Raw genomic sequence first — 16,613 nt, 5'->3', positions numbered from 1 at the left:
GTTCATGCTATACTGGCGTTGTTAATCCACGTTTTTGCTGGCTCAAGGAGGTGCTGCGCGTATGCCCGAACAACTAAAGCATGAACTCTCGTTATGCCATCGAGAGCTACGGGCGATTTACGATCTCGATGCTCTCCGCGATACAACTGACTCCACCGAAACCTTTTTAACTGGCTGTGCCGCAATTATTCGTGGAGTATTACAGCCCGATTTGCTGCAATTGATCACCCTTGATTTGGAAGATTGCCCCGCCCAAAATATTACGATCGAGCGCTGGCGACCAAATGATGCTGCTAGTTTGATGTTGGCCCTGACCAATGCTTTGGCTGGCGGCGAAACCTCAGCCTTGCAAGAGGGCGATTCAGAAATAATTGTGCGTTCGCTCTCGGTTAAAGGTGAGCGATTGGGTGTGCTGGTGCTTGGCTCGGCTGATCACCATTGGTCGGCTGATGATCGACGCTTGATGGATGCCATGTGTTCACAAATCGATTCGGCCATGGCAGGCTTGCGCTTATTCCAACAAGTGCAATCGCGCAACCGCGAACTCGAAACGATTTATCGCTTGGATCGTTTGATTGATGCGACACCCGATTTCGAGCAGGGTTTAGGCGCGGCTTTGGGTTTGCTCTCCGAGACGATTGGCGCTGCTTGGAGCTTTATTATGCTCTATACCGCCGAGGAGCATGAGCTTGAATTTCGTGCTGCTTCGCATGCTGACGTGGCCGACCCGTGCACTGAAGTGTCGCAAGTCTTGCGCAATTTAGCGCGGCAAACCGTCGATCAAGGCAAATTGGTGCGCCGCGAACAGATCGATCAAACAATTGGAGCCTATATCGGCGTGCCTTTGATTTTGAAAAATCAAATTATTGGGGTTTTTGGTGGGGCCAATCCACCAGGCACACGGGGTTTTAGCATTCACGAAGTTAAAATGTTGAATGCAATCGCTTCGCAAATGGATACGGCCTTGTTTGAAGATCGTCAACAACGCCATATTCGTGAAACCTTTGCCCGCTATGTCAGCCCCGATGTGGTCGATTTGATGTTGCGCACGCCTGGCAACGATTATCTGAATGTGCATCGCCAACAATTATCGATGCTTTTTTCGGATATGCGCGGCTTTACCACAGTTTCCGAGCAGTTGCCAGCTGATGTAGTCGCTCGCATGCTCAACGAACATCTCTCGGCCATGACCACGATTATTCGCAATGCTGGTGGCACGGTCGATAAATTTGTCGGCGATGAAATTGTGGCCTTTTTTGGTGCGCCCTTGCCCTATGAGCAACACCCGTTGCTGGCGGTGCAAACTGGCCTGTTGATGCAAGCGCGGCATACTGAATTGATGCTTGAATGGCAGAATCAAGGCTTGCCAGCGGTGGCAATTGGCATCGGGATTGCCTCGGGCGAAGTGGTTGTAGGCAACATTGGCTCATCGCAAATGATGAACTATACCGCGATTGGCTCGGATATGAATTTGGCGGCGCGTTTGTGTAGTGCGGCTTTGCCCAATCAAATCTTAGTCAGCCAAGCCACTTACGATGCAGTGCGCGAAGAAGTGCAAGCTGTACCCGTGGCTCCGTTGAGTTTACGCCATATTTCGCAGTTGGTCCAAGCCTATAGTATTGAAGCGGTGCGTTCCCTCACCCCCTAGCCCCCTCTCCCGCAAGCGAGCGAGGGTGGAACCATCTATCGAAATTGGAACTCCCTCTCCCGTCGCAGTGGGAGAGGGGGCTAGGAGTGACGGAGCCTACATTTTAGTTGAGGACAATGATGTCTGAGCTTTTCGAAGTGAGCGAAGTTCATAATTATGGCGGTTTTTTTGGCGGCGATACCGTAACCCTCGATGTTATGGCGATTGCTGATCACAACGATTGGCGACCATTGGTGATCGATGCCAAAGCCTTGGAGAACATTCCTGAGCGCCATAATTTGTTGGCTGGAATGGTGCTGACCCTCGAATTTAGCGGCGAACGGGTTGATCGGGCGGTGTTGGTGGCGGCGCGTGAGTATGAAGAATTACGCACTGCCTTGGGCTTGACTCAACTGCCCACGACCAGCATTGAACCAATTAAATTAAGTGGTTGTTGCGAACAATGCCAGCGCTGGCTACCAGCCCAACATCTGACTGAACAAGGCTGTGTGGTCTGCACACCAGCCTAATTTAGCCTACGGATCTGCTACAATACGACTACTGAATTTGTTTATTTGTACGTGAGGAACGGTATGAAACAGCTTTCGCATGCGGCAACGGCAGTGGCTTGTGCCAACATTGCGTTTATCAAGTATTGGGGCCAGCACGACTCGCAACTGACGCTTCCAACCAATGGCTCGATCTCCATGAATCTTGATGGCTGTCTAACCGAGACAACCGTACAATGTTTGCCCGAAGCCGTGGAAGATAGCGTGTGGCTAGCCTTAAGCGGCGGCGAAGAAGTTCAGGCCAAAGGTCGGCAATTTGAGCGGGTGATTCAGCAGATTGAGCGTTTGCGTCAATTGGCTGGGGTTGCCGAGCGGGTTGAAGTGCGTTCGCGCAATAATTTCCCTTCTGATGCTGGTATCGCTTCGTCGGCGGCGGCCTTTGCGGCGCTAACTCGGGCTGCGACTTCGGCCTTTCGTTTAGAGCTTGATGAAGCTGAATTATCGCGCTTGACGCGGCTCTCTGGCTCGGGTTCGGCCTGCCGCTCGATTCCGGCTGGCTTTGTTGAATGGTACAACGATGGCACGCATGCTGGCTCGTATGCAGCCCAAATTGCCCCACCTGAGCACTGGAATTTGGTCGATATTGTGGCGGTGATTAGCACTGAAGCCAAGCATGTAGCCTCAACTAGTGGCCATAGTGTTGCCACGACCAGTCCCTATTTTCCAGTGCGCTTGGAAGGGATTGAACAACGTTTGGCCGATGTGCGCCAAGGTATTCTCGAACGCGATATTGAGCGCTTGGGGCGGGCCTCGGAAGCTGATGCCATGTCGATGCACGTGATTGCCATGACTGCTCAACCATCAACCATGTATTGGTTGCCTGGTACTTTAGCGGTGATGCAAGCAGTGCAGCGCTGGCGTGCTCAAGACAATTTACAAAGCTATTGGACAATTGATGCTGGCCCGAATGTGCATGTGATTTGCGAAGCCAAAGATGCTCCCGAAGTTGAGGCACGCCTCTGCGAGTTGGATGCAGTCCAGTGGACGATCGTTAATGGTGCTGGCCCCGAAGCGCGTTTAGTAGGGTAAAGGTGTGCCGATGCTGCGACGACTACGAGCATACTTGGTGATTGTTGGCCTGTTGTTAGCCACGATAAGCATTGGCTCAGCCGAAACTGCGGCGGGCCAGCCGCGCTACTTCGCCGAAACTGGCCATAGTTTGGCCTATAATTTTCGGCTATTTTGGGAGCGCAATGGGGGCTTGCCAATTTTTGGTTATCCAATTACTGAGGTGTTTGTTGAAAATGGTCGTCCAGTGCAGTATTTTGAGCGGGCGCGGCTAGAGTGGCATGCAACCATTGGCTGGACGTTGGCGGGTCATTTGGGGCGTTGGGCAGCTGAAGGCTCAGCCAAACATCCCGCCTTCACGCCGCGCAGCGAAGCCGCCTATCCTGGACAAATCTTCTTTCCTGAGTCTGGGCATACCTTAGGCGGGCTATTTCGCCAGTATTGGGAGCGCAACGGTGGTTTGCAAGCTTTTGGCTATCCGTTATCGGAAGAATTTCTCGAGCGCAATCAACAAGATGGCCAAATTTATACGGTGCAATATTTCGAGCGCACACGCTTTGAATATCACCCTGAATTGCCAGCAGCCTATCAAGTGTCGTTGGGCCATTTAGGTCGCCAATATTTGAATGCAACTAAGGCTGCGCCAGAATGGGCTACCCGCAAGGTTAATGATGCTGAGGTGGCGTGGCAGGCTTTGCGACCAACTCGCATCAGCATGCCACGAATTGGGCTTGATAGTAAGATTGTTGAAGCAGGTTTTTCGTTGGGGGCGTGGGATGTGCCGACCGATGCTGCGGCGCATTATTGGCCAGTCGCAGGCTTTCCAACGACGGCTGGGAATATAGTACTAGCAGGGCATGTCGGCTATCATGGTATTATCTTCAGTCAGTTACCAAATGCAGTCATCGGCGATCGCTTGATCCTGACTGTTGACGGGGTAGAACACCGCTACCAAGTAACTGACATAAGTACTGTGACCCCCGACCAAACATGGGTAATGGAGCCAACCGCTGAAGAAACGGTTACCCTAATCACCTGTGTGCCGATCGGTGTGTATTCGCATCGCCTGATTGTGCGTGCGAAGCCCCAACCGTAGGAGTTGTATGTCATCAACTGTTCAACAATTAATTCAACAAGGCGTGCAGGCCGCCCGCTCTGGTAACCATGCCGAGGCGCGGCTGCTGCTGCGTCAGGCCATTACTGCCGACCCCTACAATGAGCAAGCGTGGCTCTGGCTGAGCGCGGTAGAAGCGACCAACAGCGAGAAAATCGCGGCCTTACAGCAAGTTTTGGCAATTAATCCAGCCAATGCTGCCGCTAAACGCGGGCTTGATCTGCTTAAGCCGACCCAGATTGACTTTGCTAATTTGGGCCAAACTGGTACGGCGGCTCCGGCTAAAGCTAGTTTTTCGCCGCCGCCAGCCCGTGCTGCAGGCAATGCTGGTTTGTTGCAACCACGTCCAAGTTTCGAAGCAAGCTCGCCAGCTCCAGCGATCAGTCAAGAGTTGAGCGCGGGAGCCGTTTCACTATCTACGTCGCTCCCAACTCACCAGGCTGAAGTTCCGCCAACCCAAGCAACGGCTGTCGAAACCAAGCCAACGCCTGAGCCAGAAAACGTCGTGAACTATAGCAACGATCTGGTTGGTTCGTTGCGCCCAGCGATTGCCAAAGGCCCGAAAAAACGCTCAGTGCTGCCCACCAGAAGTGAATTGATAATTTCTGCTATTCTTTTGGTATTGCTGGTTGGGGGGTTCAATCTAGTGCGTTCGGCTTTGGCTGGACGGCTTGGTGGTTCTCGCGGTAACAATGATATTAGTGCCAGTGAGCGAGCGACCAGCGAGGCCTTGCTTGGCTTGAATCCAAATCTACCGACTCCAGTAGTTCAGATAGTAACTGATTCAGGCCAACCACCAACTCAACCACAACCAGTCCAGCCTGTGGTGAGTGGTAGTGTCCATGAATCGCGCAGTTATTTCTTGACGATTGGTGAAATGGTGATTGCCAGCGATGGTAAGCAGGTGACGATTAATCTCGTATTGCAAAATCCTTCCAATCAATCATTAACCTTTCGCGCTGCCGATTTTACCATTCAGACCAACCTTGGGGCTTTCCCCATTGCTTCAAACTCACCCTTGCTCAATACGCTCACCATTCCAGCGAATGCTAGCCACGCAGGCACAGTGGTTGCGCGAACCAATACAGGCGAGTTTCAGTCGATCAAGTTGGTCTGGCGACCAACCAACGGCGGAATTTCTAAAACAATTACATTACGCTAAATTAACTCGGTAATGCCATGGTTCGCTGCGCGGTGTTTGCACAACCATGGCGTTGCTATGTAAGGAACTTGGATGTTTGATCAGTTTGTACCCTACTACGATGCCGATTATGGCGATTTTCAGGATGATCTGGTGTTCTACCGTGAACATGCCCGTATGGCTGGTGGCAGTGTTTTAGAAGTGATGTGCGGCACTGGGCGGGCGGCAATTCCACTGGCTCAGGCTAAACTAAAGGTGGTAGGCATCGATATTGCTCCAGCCATGATCAAATGTGCTCAAGCTGCTGCATTAGCGGCAAACGTAGCTGAGCAGCTTGAGTTTGTGGTTGCCGATGCCACCAATTTCGATCTTGAGCAGCAGTTTGGGATGGCGTTTGTGGCGATTAATTCGTTTATGCATTTGGAAACCACCCAAGCCCAAATCGCTGCTTTGCGCTGTATCCATCGCCATCTCAAACCCAATGGGTTGTTGCTGCTCGATTTATTTAATCCTGAGCCAAGCCAACTTAGTGCCATTGATGGTTTGATGGTGCTTGATAAAAGCTTTCACGCCAGCAATGGCAATTTGGTGCAAAAATTTGTCTATCGCAGCGTTGATTTAGCCGCGCAGCATCAACAGGTGCAATTCTGTTACGATGAAATTCAGCCCGATGGCCAAGTGCGGCGCTGTGTGCTGCCCTTTGGTATGCGTTGGCTTTATCGTTACGAGGCCGAACATCTGCTGGCCCGTTGTGGCTTTGAATTGCAGGCAGTCTATGGTTCGTATGAGCTTGACCCATACACCAGCGAAGCGGAACGAATGTTGATTGTGGCACGAGGAATTTCCCAATGAGCATGCTTGATCCTTATGAAATTGAGCGAATTGAGCGTTCGCGCAAACGGGCCACCCGTTTGTTGATGGTGGTGATGAGCTTGGCAACCCTGTTTTGTGGGGCGTTGTTTGTCTATATCATCAGCCCGCCACCACGTGAATATAGTATTGGCCCAGTCAGCCAATTTCCTATTGGTCAGACTATCCAAGTGTCGGTTAAACAATTGAATGCCTCGGAAACGATTGCGAGCCGCCCCGAGGTTAGTGATGATGCATTGTTAGTTACTCGTGTGAGCACTGATCAATGGCGCGTCTTCTTGGCCTGGGACAGTTTAAGCGGTTGTATTGTGCTGTATGAACAATCGAATCAAACCTACCGTGATCAATGCTCAGATCGGGTGTATGATGAACGAGGATTATTAATTAGCGAGAGTCGGCGGTTGCGCCTAGGTGAGTTGCCTGTCACAATTGTTGGCGATCAAGTCCAAATTCGTGATGAACTTTTACCTGACCCCCGCCAAGAATAGCGTGACAATAGCCTGATTGGTTGTGGGGAAAGGTTGAATGTGTCCAGCTAGGTGTTATTTTGCAAAGGAGGGCATGTGTATCGCTTTGCGCGATCAGCACCATTAGCGGTGGAAGAATTTGCTGATCCTGGAATTAATCACCGCGAGGGTGCACCATTAAGTTTAGGTAGCGCCTATTTAATGTTAGGGATGGTTGCTGCCGATGAATGCCCGCCGGAAATCCTGAATGTGCTCGATCAACTTAATCCTGAAAAATGGTATCATGGTCAACTTTTCGAAACCATGATTAACTATTTTGAGGATCGTGATCCAGCCTTGATGATGGAAATTGGTCGTGGTATTTATTATTCGCTAGCAGTTCAGTTTCGCGAGATGGGGCTAAATACCCCAACCTCGATGTTGGTAGCAATGCCCGATGTTTGGCGCACAGCAACCCGTGGTGCGAGCGGTGAATGGCGTACAACGATTGTTGCCGCCTATCATGCGCGGGTCGAAGTTCAACAACCCTACAATTGTATGTTTGAGCAGGCGGCGATGGAAGGGGTTTTGCAAGGCTTGGGGGCGCGTGATGTTCGAATCACTCACGAACCCTGTATGCGCGATGGCCATGCCTATTGTGTTTTTGATATCCGCTGGACGGAACTTTAACCTATTGCCCTTGATTGAGTCGTTTGATGCTAGCCTGTTGCGCGTTTGGCGTAACCACTTTGCTCGCTCCTCATCGAACTGCTCAAACCAAGATTGATTATCCCTCACCCCAACCCCTCGCCCACTGCGGCGGGCGAGGGGCTTTTGAGTTTATTTTTCCGGTATACCGCCGAAGAGTGCTAGTTAATCTTTAAAAATATCAACAAAGAGTGCGACCGTGGTGCGGCGTGGGCTTGGGTCGTAAATCGCAAAATCAATCTGGGTAAATGGCCATGCTTGTTGCCCAATGACCTGTTTGAACAAACTAGCGATCATTGTTGGATCGTTGCCGAACACCCCACAGCCCCAAGCTCCTAAAATTAAGCGTTCGATTGGTTGGGTAGCGCAAAATGCTAGCAGTCGTTGCATTCGTTGGTGCATGGCTGGCTCAACCTCGCTACTTTGGCCTGTACGATTTTGGCGAATCGCCCCCGCATTGACCGCAGCCACCGTAATTACATCGACCAAATATGGCTGATCAAGCCAATTGCCCGCATCATCGCAGAGCACTGGCACTTGCGGCGACCAAATCAGCGCATCGGAATACAGTAGATTATTTTGCTGCTTATGAAAGCGATAAAATTCGCTACAACGGGTTAAACATGGATATAAGCCCGACGAACGGGCGATACTCTCCTCTTGGGCTTGGCTGCCACCTAAAAAACCACCACCTGGATTTTTGGCCGAGGCGAAATTTAAGATTGCAACCCGTTGACCTGTTTGAGCATGGGTTTGAGCAGTTGCTAGTGTCGTTGCTGCACACACGCTGATGCGTGGTTGTTGGCTGGCACTGCGGTTTGCGGCCAAGGCTGTATCAGGCCAGATGATTGTACTGGCTTGTTCAGCGGCATGTTGCGCAGCCCGAATATCGACTGATTGCCCTGCTTGATTAACATAGCTACCCTCGGCTAGTGCGTCGAGGGTGCGTTGCGCAATACCTTTACGTTCTTCGCGTTTCATCGTAAACGTGCGGTTCCTTCCCAAAAACTGCCAACTTGACGATAGCCAAGCGGCTCATAGATTTGGCGTGTGGCAAAATCGTTGCTTTTGACATCGTGAATGATACTCGTGCAGCCTTGATCAAACAAACTTTGGGTTAGTTTGGCGATGATCGTGCGCACATAGCCATTGCCGCGCAACGCTGGATCGGTATAGACATTGCCAATCGTCGCAAGTTGATCGCGTTGATTGATTAGATGAGTTCCGCCAACCGCTACCAAGGCTCCATGCCGTCGCACGCCATAGTATAACCCGTTATGTAATTGATCTGGGCTAAAGGTTGGTACGTCGTTCATGGTGTAAAAGGCCGAAAGCTCACCCAGATGTTGATCTTCAAGTTGCTCGATTTGCGTGCCATTGGGCTGAGCTTGTAGTTGACCAGCTTCGATTGCAATTCGAATCATTGGTTGTTCGTTGCTGAAGCGATAGCGTTGACCTAAAACTTGGCGATAGTGATCATTCATATTAGCCACAATGCAAGCTTTGGGCCAACTACTTTGGGTTTCGAGAATCGCTTTAATCCCATCGGCAGCACCAAAAGGCAATAATGCAGTAAAGGTGCTGGTGCGATACCAGAGCAAAATCGCCCAGTTTGAGCCATGTTGGGCCAAGCTGAATTGTGAGCGTTCGCGGAAGGGTGGCTGTAAATCTCCCAATGCATAGGCTGATTCAAGGCGATTTTGGCGCAGTAAGTCGTGCAAGGTGTGGTCTGAAGGTGTGAAATCAACCTGCCAAGTCATGAAAATGCCTGTCCTTTGTGTGCGATGAAGGTCTGCCGCTGCATGAATTATAGACCTTCACGATGGGATTACAAGATTAACACTTTACCAACGCAGCGTCACTACGCTGTTAATGGAGTAGTGCTATGCTTTTTCTAGCAGTTTTTTTTAGTGGAGGTTCAAATTCGATGGCTAAGTTTCTTGTGGTGCGCCAATTGCCGCGCCTCCACACCCAAGGTAGTGCCTTTGAACGCGATTGGCAAACTCCATGGCCGCGGAGCAGCAGTGCCCGCGCCTTGATTTGGCGACCACACGCCGATGTCCATGAGTATGCCGAGCAATTTGTGATCAAGGTCGAGTTGGCAGGCATGCGCGACGCAGCAATCGAAGTGACCTTGCACGATAGGGTCTTGTATGTCAGTGGCCAGCGCGAGGAGCATTGCCCCAACCACGGCGTGCATATCCACGAATTGGGAATTAATTATGGCCATTTTGAGCTAGAGTTTGCGATTCGTGCGCCAATTGACGAAGCAGCAATTAGCGCTCGTTACGATGATGGAATGTTGCTGATCGCACTGCCCAAGCGTGATCCAGCCCAAACCGAACCACGGCGGATCTCGATTGAACAAACCAACGTCTAAGCTATATTGGGGCTAAAAGGGGTTTTGTATGTCAGAAGTTGAACGAACGACCACGATTCCAGATGAAATCGCGATTTTGCCGTTATTGGGAACTGTTGCCTATCCTCACACGGTTATGCCGTTGGCAATTGGTCAGCCAGAATCGATCCGTTTGATCGATGATCTGATGGCTGGTCAGCGGATTGTCGGTTTGATGGCGCTGAAAAATGAGGATGAACGGCCTAGCCCTGTCCAACCTGAGGATTTTTATCAGCTTGGCAGCGCTGCGGTTGTGCATAAATTGATGAAATTGCCCGATGGCACGCTACGGGTGGCGATGCAGGTGCTTGAGCGCATTGAGATTGTTGAAATTATTCAAACCGAACCCTATTATCGCGCCAAAATTCGAGTTGTGCCCGATGCGCTTGCTGAGAACGAGCAGCTTGAAGTAACAGCGTTGATGCGTTCGATCGCCACAATTGCCAGCCAAATTGCCCCCTTGATTCCGCAATTTCCAACTGAATTGTTGAATTCGGTGTTAAACGAGGAAGATCCACGGCGTTTGGCCTATTTGGTGGCTTCGTATGCCCGCATGAGTGTGACTGATCGCCAAACAGTGCTAGCTGTACCAAGCATCAAGCAAAAATTGCTCAAATTGAACGAAGTGCTGACCCGCGAATTAAATGTGTTGCAAATTGGCCAGCAAATTCAATCACAGGTCCAAGACGAAATGGGTAAATCGCAGCGCGAATATGTGTTGCGCGAACAACTCAAAGCAATTCGCAAAGAGTTGGGCGAAAACAACGAGCAAGAGGTTGAAGTTGATCGTTTAGCCGAGCAAATTGAGGCGGCTGGCATGAGCGCCGAAGCTTATCAGCAAGCCATGCGCGAGCTTGATCGGTTGCGCCAAATGCCAACGGCTGCTGCTGAATATAGCGTGATTCGCGGCTACTTGGAAACCCTAATTGCCTTGCCATGGCAAAAACGCAGTGACGATACGATTGATGTGGCTCAGGCTACCGAAGTTCTCGATGCTGATCATTATGGCTTGGACGAAATTAAAGAGCGCATTTTGGATTACCTGGCAGTGCGCGAACTACGCCGCAAACGATCGCCTGAGCGTGATCCTGGGCGTGGGGCGATTCTGTGTTTCGTTGGCCCTCCAGGCGTGGGAAAAACCAGCCTTGGCCGCTCGATTGCCAAAGCTATGAATCGCGAGTTTGTGCGTTTGTCGTTGGGTGGTGTGCACGACGAGGCTGAAATTCGCGGCCATCGCCGCACCTACATCGGCGCAATGCCTGGCAGTTTGATCCAAGCAATTCGGCGGAGTGGGGTGAACAATCCGGTTGTCTTGCTCGACGAAATCGATAAATTGAGTTCAGATCATCGCGGCGACCCAACCTCGGCCATGCTTGAGGTACTTGATCCAGCCCAAAACACCAATTTCCGTGACCACTATTTAGATGTGGCTTGGGACTTATCGCCAGTGATGTTTATTGCAACGGCGAATACTCTGCAAACCATCCCAGCGCCATTACGTGATCGGCTGGAGATTATTCAGCTTGGCAGCTATACCATGCGTGAAAAGTATGAAATTGCCAGCCGTTATTTGGTGCCAGAACAACGTGAGCAACATAGCCTAGAGCCACATGAGGTTGAGATTGATCATGAAGCCTTATTGGTAGCGATTGAAGAATATACCCGTGAGGCTGGGGTGCGGAATTTGGAGCAACAAATTGGCACATTAATGCGCAAAGCAGCTCGCCAAGTTGCGCTTGGTTCAGCCACTCCAATTGTGCTCGACCCAGCTAAAACCCGCGAATATTTGGGCAAACGCCGCTACTTCTCAGAACTTCACGAGCGCACCGATCGGCCTGGCATTGTCACGGGCTTGGTTTGGACTCCAGTTGGCGGCGATATTATCTTTATCGAAGCGACCAAAATGAGCGGACGCGGCAACTTTGCCTTGAGCGGTCAGCTTGGCGATGTGATGAAAGAATCGGCGCGGGCTGCCTTGAGTTGGGTGCGGGCTGAGGTCGAAGCCTATGGCATCGATCCAAATTTTGCCCAGCACTACGATCTGCATGTGCATGTTCCGGCTGGTGCTCAGCCCAAAGATGGCCCATCGGCGGGGATTGCCATGGCCACGGCCTTAGTTTCATTGCTGACAGGCCGCGCGTTACGCGATGATGTAGCGATGACTGGCGAAATTACCCTGCGCGGTAAAGTCTTGCCAATTGGTGGTGTGCGCGAAAAAGTCTTGGCAGCGCATCGCGCAGGCATTCGCACGATTATTTTGCCGCAGCGCAACATTGCCGATTTGGATGAAATTCCAGCAGATGTCTTGGCTGAAGTACAATTCCATGGGGTGGAGCATGTTGGCCAAGTGATTGAACTAGCCTTGCGAGCTGAGGCCAGCGAACCACCAGTCAGCGTGCCTGAATCCGCGGTGATGCCAAACTTATTCCAATCAGATGTTGAAGTGTTGCTTAAATAGATACTGTAATGAAATGACAAGATTGTTAATTTAGAAGAGAAAGCAGAATCGATTTACTTATATAAATACCATTTGTCGCTAGCACACAGTATCCACATCTATGCTGTGTGCTTGTGTTATGTGGATAGTTAATTTGTGCTAGAGGGAGACTGCTTTGGTATGTGAGCTGAAACGATCGTTATTACACGCTTAATCACTGTCATAGCTATAGTAACATCTTGGCTAATTTAGGTAATATAGCCCTCCAATAGAGCAACTACTCCTTCATAATGGATAGCAACGAAATGTATCTGGCTCAAGTAGTTAATCCTCATGTTAATCTTTGATTTGTTCTTGTATTCCCAGCCTATAAATGAGCTACATCCTGCTAACAAGGTTCCTGAAGTTGGTAGGATTCTATTTTGTTCCACTCTATTCTAAGCACTGAAAAAAAGCATGCTGATCGCATCTTATATATCGGAATATCAGATTGCTCAATAAGATGTTGTGTCTGATCCTGATTAGGACTTTTATCACCATTGGAGGTCATATGCTGCAACCTATATCAATTATATACTATCAATAATAGTAGAGAGTCCATAATAATCCTCAAAACAACCTATCAAAACAAAGCTTATTGGATGGTAACCGCCGTGCATTATCGATCTAGAAAGGGGGAATTCTATGCATATTCATCGACGATTTTCCCAAATTATCGTACTCATAATCATAGTTACTTCGGCAGTCTTCCACCCAGCTCGTATAACATGGGCCTCAACCCATCGGACTACTGAGATATACGCGGAACATGAGCCAGAACAGGGTGGTACAACTATCTGGCTGCGTGTTTGTGGTGAGGGTGGTGCATACTGGTTTAGCTCGCGAAGAATGGATGGATCAGTCCTTTGGAATCGTTCCTATAATTTTGATGTTCGCTTCGGCGATTGCAGCTATTGGTATCGCGCGATTATTGGAACGGGGCCAGGTAATCAATTCAAGTTCTATTCAGCCTTGCTCGATCAAGTTCCTTCAGACCCAATTAACTATGAACCTTTTTTGGATCGTGCTCGTCTTGACGTTTGTACGGTGACATCTAACTCGACGGTCAATTGTGTTAAGCAAACTCAAACTACTCCCTACACTGCGATTGATTTTCCAGCCGAGGATCAACTCGTAAGTGGCGTATTCCAAATTAACGGTTGGGCCGCTGATGCCTCTGCGCCTGATAGCCCTGGAGTTGATTTAGTCAATGTAAGTATTGAACCTCAAGGTGGTCAGGTATCTGGGCTTGGCGATGCGACCTTTGGTTTGCAGCGTACTGATGTGGCAACATTTTATGGCGATACCCGATTTACCAACTCGGGATTCGTCCTCTCGATTGATACCATGGCTTTCCCCGATGGCCCAGCAACTCTGCGAGTCAATGCCCATAGTACAGTCACTGATAGTTGGCTGGTAACCCAACGGCGTATCGTTATTAATAACGGCCCACCACCAAACCTTACGCGGATCAGTCCAAACGAAATGGTAACGAATGCTACTGATATCCCCTTTGTGTTCACAGGGGCAAATTTCCGCGCCCCAGCCGAGGTCTTTATTAATGGGCTTCCCTTAGAGAATGTCGAGGTTCAGAGTAGCACAACAATCCACGGGGTATTGAATTCTACCCTTTTGCCCGGTCAGTATGATGCAACTGTTAAAGTTGGGGGACGGGTTTCGATCTTGCCAGGTGCTGTCCGTGTGTTACCACGTATCGATGAAACCCAGTTTCGGGCTATGGTCTATATGGCCTGTGATAGCCCTGACTTGCCTACAAGCTGCGACCGCTTGTTTAATCAGCTTGAGTTGGCGATGGTTAATGATCCAAATTTACGCATTGTCGTCCTTTGGGATGGTGCCAGCGATGGCGATAGTGCCTACTACTTGATTAAGCGAGACAGCGATTTGCGCCGCCGTGCTTTGTATCAAGAGGGTGTTGACGTTTTCCATAAAGGCGAGCTTGATACTGGCTATGGCAACACGCTGGTTGAATTTATGGGTTGGGCTCAGGCTCGGTATCCAGGCAAATATAAATTCCTAAGTTTTGCTGGGCATGGTGGTGGCTGGGCTCCAGATACCCACCCCGGCCAGCCAAGATATATCACTGGTCAGCCAAGTACAAATATTGGTGGCATGCTCTGGGATGGTAATCCTGGCAATACCATGTCTACTACCGATCTAGCGCAGTCATTGCGACGGATCGCCAATGGCTATACGATTGATGATATCTATCTCGATGCTTGTTTAATGGGTGGTATTGAGACGGTAGCAGAGATCGCATCGACGAGTCAATTCGTGATTGCCCATGAGAGTTGGACTTGGACGTACTTTCCGTATGCAGCCTATTTTGCAGGCATTAACACCGCTACTAATCCTGAAACGCTTGCTCGCCAGATTGCCACTGCCAACCGTGCAAGCTGGCAATCGGTTGATTATCCCTCACAGATTAGTGTGATCAAGTCTAGTGAGGTTCCGATTTTGCTAGGTGCTCTGAATCAGCTGGCGAATGAATTGCGTAAGGCTCTGCCTGAACATCGTTCAACTCTAGCAAGCATCGCTGAACTAACCATGCGTGTTGATGAAAATGCCGATGGTATAATCAGCTCACAAGGAGATGATTATATCGATCTTGGTGAGTTCGCGAGCCGCCTGGCTGCAACACCTAATCTACCTGCTGGGGTCATCGAGACCGCATCAGCTATCACGCAGCCACTGAGCAATGCAGTCTTGATCAACTATACTTTGGAGGGTGTACCCTATCCATTTCCTGATACCCAACCGTGGCCATTGCAACGCTTGAAAGGGTTATCAATCTATTTCCCTCTCAATGATGAATGGAAACGGGGTTTCTACACTTCCGCAACCTTGCCAGTCTTTGGTCAGACAACGTGGGATGATTTTATTCAGGACTGGTTTACCCAAGCTGCACCAGAACCACCAACCGAACCATGTGATCACTGCCCACCATTGCCAGCCCATGCTAGTTTATGGATGGAAGCAGCAACTCCAGCTATCGTTGGTGAGATACTTCCGGTCGAAATTAAATTAAATGGTTTATTGAATGAAGACGATCTACGAGGACTCCAAGTCGTGGTGCGTTCGAATAATCCAGCAGCAATCAAGCCATCTACTACTAATTCACCACGTGATCCTTATTTATTCCCTCGACATAGTTTGACCGAATTTACTCGAACGGCAGATAGCTGGAGTGCAATTTTCAGTCTATCTGCACGCGAAACAAATCCTGTAGTTGGTGGTGGTACGGTTATTTCATTCCCGTTCTTGGTTGGGACCCAAGGCTGCACCGAATTAACGTTTACAGTCCATGTGTTTTCTAATGGTGATGGCGGTGCTATTCCGCATACGTGGCGTAATCTTGAGGTTTGTGCTGGTGAGCGTTCGCTCGATGGGATGATTTATTTGCAAAGCCGTACTCCCGGCAAGTATGCTGGGGCTGAGATTGTTCTACGCCATGGTTCGGATCGCTACGTAGCTGTAAGTGATGCTCAAGGTCGCTATCATTTTGGGTCGATCAAGCTTGGTAAGTACAAACTAACTGTCACCCATCCACTGTTCCTCTATGCGGAACGAACCGTGACTATCTCTGCACCAGAGTCTACGATGCCTGATATTGGTCTATGGGGTGGTGATATGAACGGCGATGGCAAGATTCATAAGAACGACTGGTATATTTGTTCGGCGGCGAGTATTCCGGTGAGTGATCCTGCCTTTGACATCAACGCCGATGGGGTTACCGATGTGAGAGATTGTGTCATCCTTGCCAATAATATCAATCAGCCGCATCTATCCAAGATCAATCCGCCACGACCTTTTGTCGCTACCGGAGCACGCTTGGAAAAGCTACAAACGCTGCCGACTATCAATTCAACTGAATATGTGCACTTGGAGCCGCAAGCCAATGGGCAGGTGCTGCTTAAAATATTGCAGCCAGCAAAAATTAAGACTGGCCTAGCATTGCGCTTGAACCTTCCGACCGGAGTTACGATGACGAGTGTGGTGGCTAATTCGGCCATCACCCCAGAGTATCTCAACTGGCATCAGGATGGAGCGACCCTTTATTTATTGGTATTACCCACAACAATCCGGGAAGGTGCTGGCTTAAAGCTTGATTTCTCACAGGCAAACCCTTCCATTGGGATTGAAAGCCTCAATATCGGGCGCGAATTAGGCCCACCTATGGTTACGTATTTGCCATTGATTACACAATAGTTTGAGTAGTATAAAGCTCGAGACCC

General features: G+C 49.8%; 13 protein-coding genes. 11 read left to right on the top strand and 2 right to left on the bottom strand.

The features are described from left to right. Positions 1-61: 61 nt before the first annotated feature. From ABEB26_RS04305 to ABEB26_RS04270, 8 genes are all read left to right on the top strand, one after another. Positions 62-1,648: an adenylate/guanylate cyclase domain-containing protein gene (locus tag ABEB26_RS04305; protein ID WP_345720728.1), complete on the top strand. Its 1,587-nt coding sequence runs from the start codon at positions 62-64 to the stop codon at positions 1,646-1,648. 116 nt (positions 1,649-1,764) lie between these two features. Beyond that, positions 1,765-2,157 carry a hypothetical protein gene (locus tag ABEB26_RS04300; RefSeq protein WP_345720726.1) on the top strand — a complete coding sequence of 131 codons (393 nt, stop codon included), beginning with the start codon at positions 1,765-1,767 and terminating at the stop codon, positions 2,155-2,157. A 63-nt stretch (positions 2,158-2,220) separates the two neighbouring features. After that, complete coding sequence (mvaD, locus tag ABEB26_RS04295; RefSeq protein ID WP_345720725.1) at positions 2,221-3,225, top strand: diphosphomevalonate decarboxylase; 1,005 nt, start codon at positions 2,221-2,223, stop codon at positions 3,223-3,225. A gap of 10 nt (positions 3,226-3,235) precedes the next feature. Next, on the top strand, positions 3,236-4,300 hold the full coding sequence (locus ABEB26_RS04290; protein WP_345720724.1) for a sortase: 1,065 nt from the start codon (positions 3,236-3,238) through the stop codon (positions 4,298-4,300). 7 nt (positions 4,301-4,307) lie between these two features. Continuing rightward, on the top strand, positions 4,308-5,480 hold the full coding sequence (locus ABEB26_RS04285) for a hypothetical protein (RefSeq protein ID WP_345720722.1): 1,173 nt from the start codon (positions 4,308-4,310) through the stop codon (positions 5,478-5,480). A 72-nt stretch (positions 5,481-5,552) separates the two neighbouring features. Further along, positions 5,553-6,311 carry a class I SAM-dependent methyltransferase gene (locus ABEB26_RS04280; protein WP_345720721.1) on the top strand — a complete coding sequence of 253 codons (759 nt, stop codon included), beginning with the start codon at positions 5,553-5,555 and terminating at the stop codon, positions 6,309-6,311. Further along, on the top strand, positions 6,308-6,817 hold the full coding sequence (locus tag ABEB26_RS04275) for a hypothetical protein (RefSeq protein WP_345720720.1): 510 nt from the start codon (positions 6,308-6,310) through the stop codon (positions 6,815-6,817). The genes ABEB26_RS04280 and ABEB26_RS04275 overlap by 4 nt, the downstream gene beginning before the upstream one ends. A gap of 75 nt (positions 6,818-6,892) precedes the next feature. Then, a complete protein-coding gene (locus tag ABEB26_RS04270; RefSeq protein ID WP_345720718.1) occupies positions 6,893-7,465 on the top strand; it encodes a hypothetical protein in 573 nt (190 codons plus the stop codon). A gap of 183 nt (positions 7,466-7,648) precedes the next feature. Here the strand turns inward: ABEB26_RS04270 and ABEB26_RS04265 are convergent, their stop codons facing one another. Both ABEB26_RS04265 and ABEB26_RS04260 read right to left on the bottom strand, forming a co-directional pair. Continuing rightward, positions 7,649-8,464 (bottom strand): TIGR02452 family protein, encoded by an 816-nt coding sequence (locus tag ABEB26_RS04265; RefSeq protein WP_345720717.1) that lies wholly within the window; start codon positions 8,462-8,464, stop codon positions 7,649-7,651. After that, entirely contained in the window at positions 8,461-9,243 is a 783-nt protein-coding gene (locus ABEB26_RS04260) for a GNAT family N-acetyltransferase (RefSeq protein ID WP_345720716.1), read from the bottom strand. The genes ABEB26_RS04265 and ABEB26_RS04260 overlap by 4 nt, the downstream gene beginning before the upstream one ends. Before the next feature lie 167 nt (positions 9,244-9,410). Between ABEB26_RS04260 and ABEB26_RS04255 the strand changes: the two genes are divergently transcribed. The 3 genes from ABEB26_RS04255 (at position 9,411) to ABEB26_RS04245 (ending at position 16,587) form a co-directional block, all read left to right on the top strand. Beyond that, complete coding sequence (locus ABEB26_RS04255) at positions 9,411-9,863, top strand: Hsp20/alpha crystallin family protein (protein ID WP_345720715.1); 453 nt, start codon at positions 9,411-9,413, stop codon at positions 9,861-9,863. 28 nt (positions 9,864-9,891) lie between these two features. After that, positions 9,892-12,339 (top strand): endopeptidase La, encoded by a 2,448-nt coding sequence (gene lon / locus ABEB26_RS04250; RefSeq protein ID WP_345720714.1) that lies wholly within the window; start codon positions 9,892-9,894, stop codon positions 12,337-12,339. 867 nt (positions 12,340-13,206) lie between these two features. After that, the gene (locus ABEB26_RS04245; RefSeq protein ID WP_345720713.1) at positions 13,207-16,587 is read left to right on the top strand and encodes a clostripain-related cysteine peptidase; all 3,381 of its coding nucleotides are present in this window, start codon (positions 13,207-13,209) and stop codon (positions 16,585-16,587) included. The last annotated feature ends 26 nt before the right edge of the window (positions 16,588-16,613 follow it).

Source organism: Herpetosiphon gulosus (assembly GCF_039545135.1).
GTDB classification, from domain to species: Bacteria; Chloroflexota; Chloroflexia; order Chloroflexales; family Herpetosiphonaceae; genus Herpetosiphon; species Herpetosiphon gulosus.
Note: the sequence above shows the minus strand (reverse complement) of the source record. Positions and strands in the feature narration are given on the sequence as shown.

Bases quoted from the DNA above. Each gene is read 5' to 3' on its own strand.
- ABEB26_RS04305 (WP_345720728.1), top strand. From the start codon at position 62: ATGCCCGAACAACTAAAGCATGAACTCTCGTTATGCCATCGAGAGCTA.
- ABEB26_RS04300 (WP_345720726.1), top strand. From the start codon at position 1,765: ATGATGTCTGAGCTTTTCGAAGTGAGCGAAGTTCATAATTATGGCGGT.
- mvaD (WP_345720725.1), top strand. From the start codon at position 2,221: ATGAAACAGCTTTCGCATGCGGCAACGGCAGTGGCTTGTGCCAACATT.
- ABEB26_RS04290 (WP_345720724.1), top strand. From the start codon at position 3,236: ATGCTGCGACGACTACGAGCATACTTGGTGATTGTTGGCCTGTTGTTA.
- ABEB26_RS04285 (WP_345720722.1), top strand. From the start codon at position 4,308: ATGTCATCAACTGTTCAACAATTAATTCAACAAGGCGTGCAGGCCGCC.
- ABEB26_RS04280 (WP_345720721.1), top strand. From the start codon at position 5,553: ATGTTTGATCAGTTTGTACCCTACTACGATGCCGATTATGGCGATTTT.
- ABEB26_RS04275 (WP_345720720.1), top strand. From the start codon at position 6,308: ATGAGCATGCTTGATCCTTATGAAATTGAGCGAATTGAGCGTTCGCGC.
- ABEB26_RS04265 (WP_345720717.1), bottom strand. From the start codon at position 8,464: ATGAAACGCGAAGAACGTAAAGGTATTGCGCAACGCACCCTCGACGCA.
- ABEB26_RS04260 (WP_345720716.1), bottom strand. From the start codon at position 9,243: ATGACTTGGCAGGTTGATTTCACACCTTCAGACCACACCTTGCACGAC.
- ABEB26_RS04255 (WP_345720715.1), top strand. From the start codon at position 9,411: ATGGCTAAGTTTCTTGTGGTGCGCCAATTGCCGCGCCTCCACACCCAA.
- lon (WP_345720714.1), top strand. From the start codon at position 9,892: ATGTCAGAAGTTGAACGAACGACCACGATTCCAGATGAAATCGCGATT.
- ABEB26_RS04245 (WP_345720713.1), top strand. From the start codon at position 13,207: ATGGATGGATCAGTCCTTTGGAATCGTTCCTATAATTTTGATGTTCGC.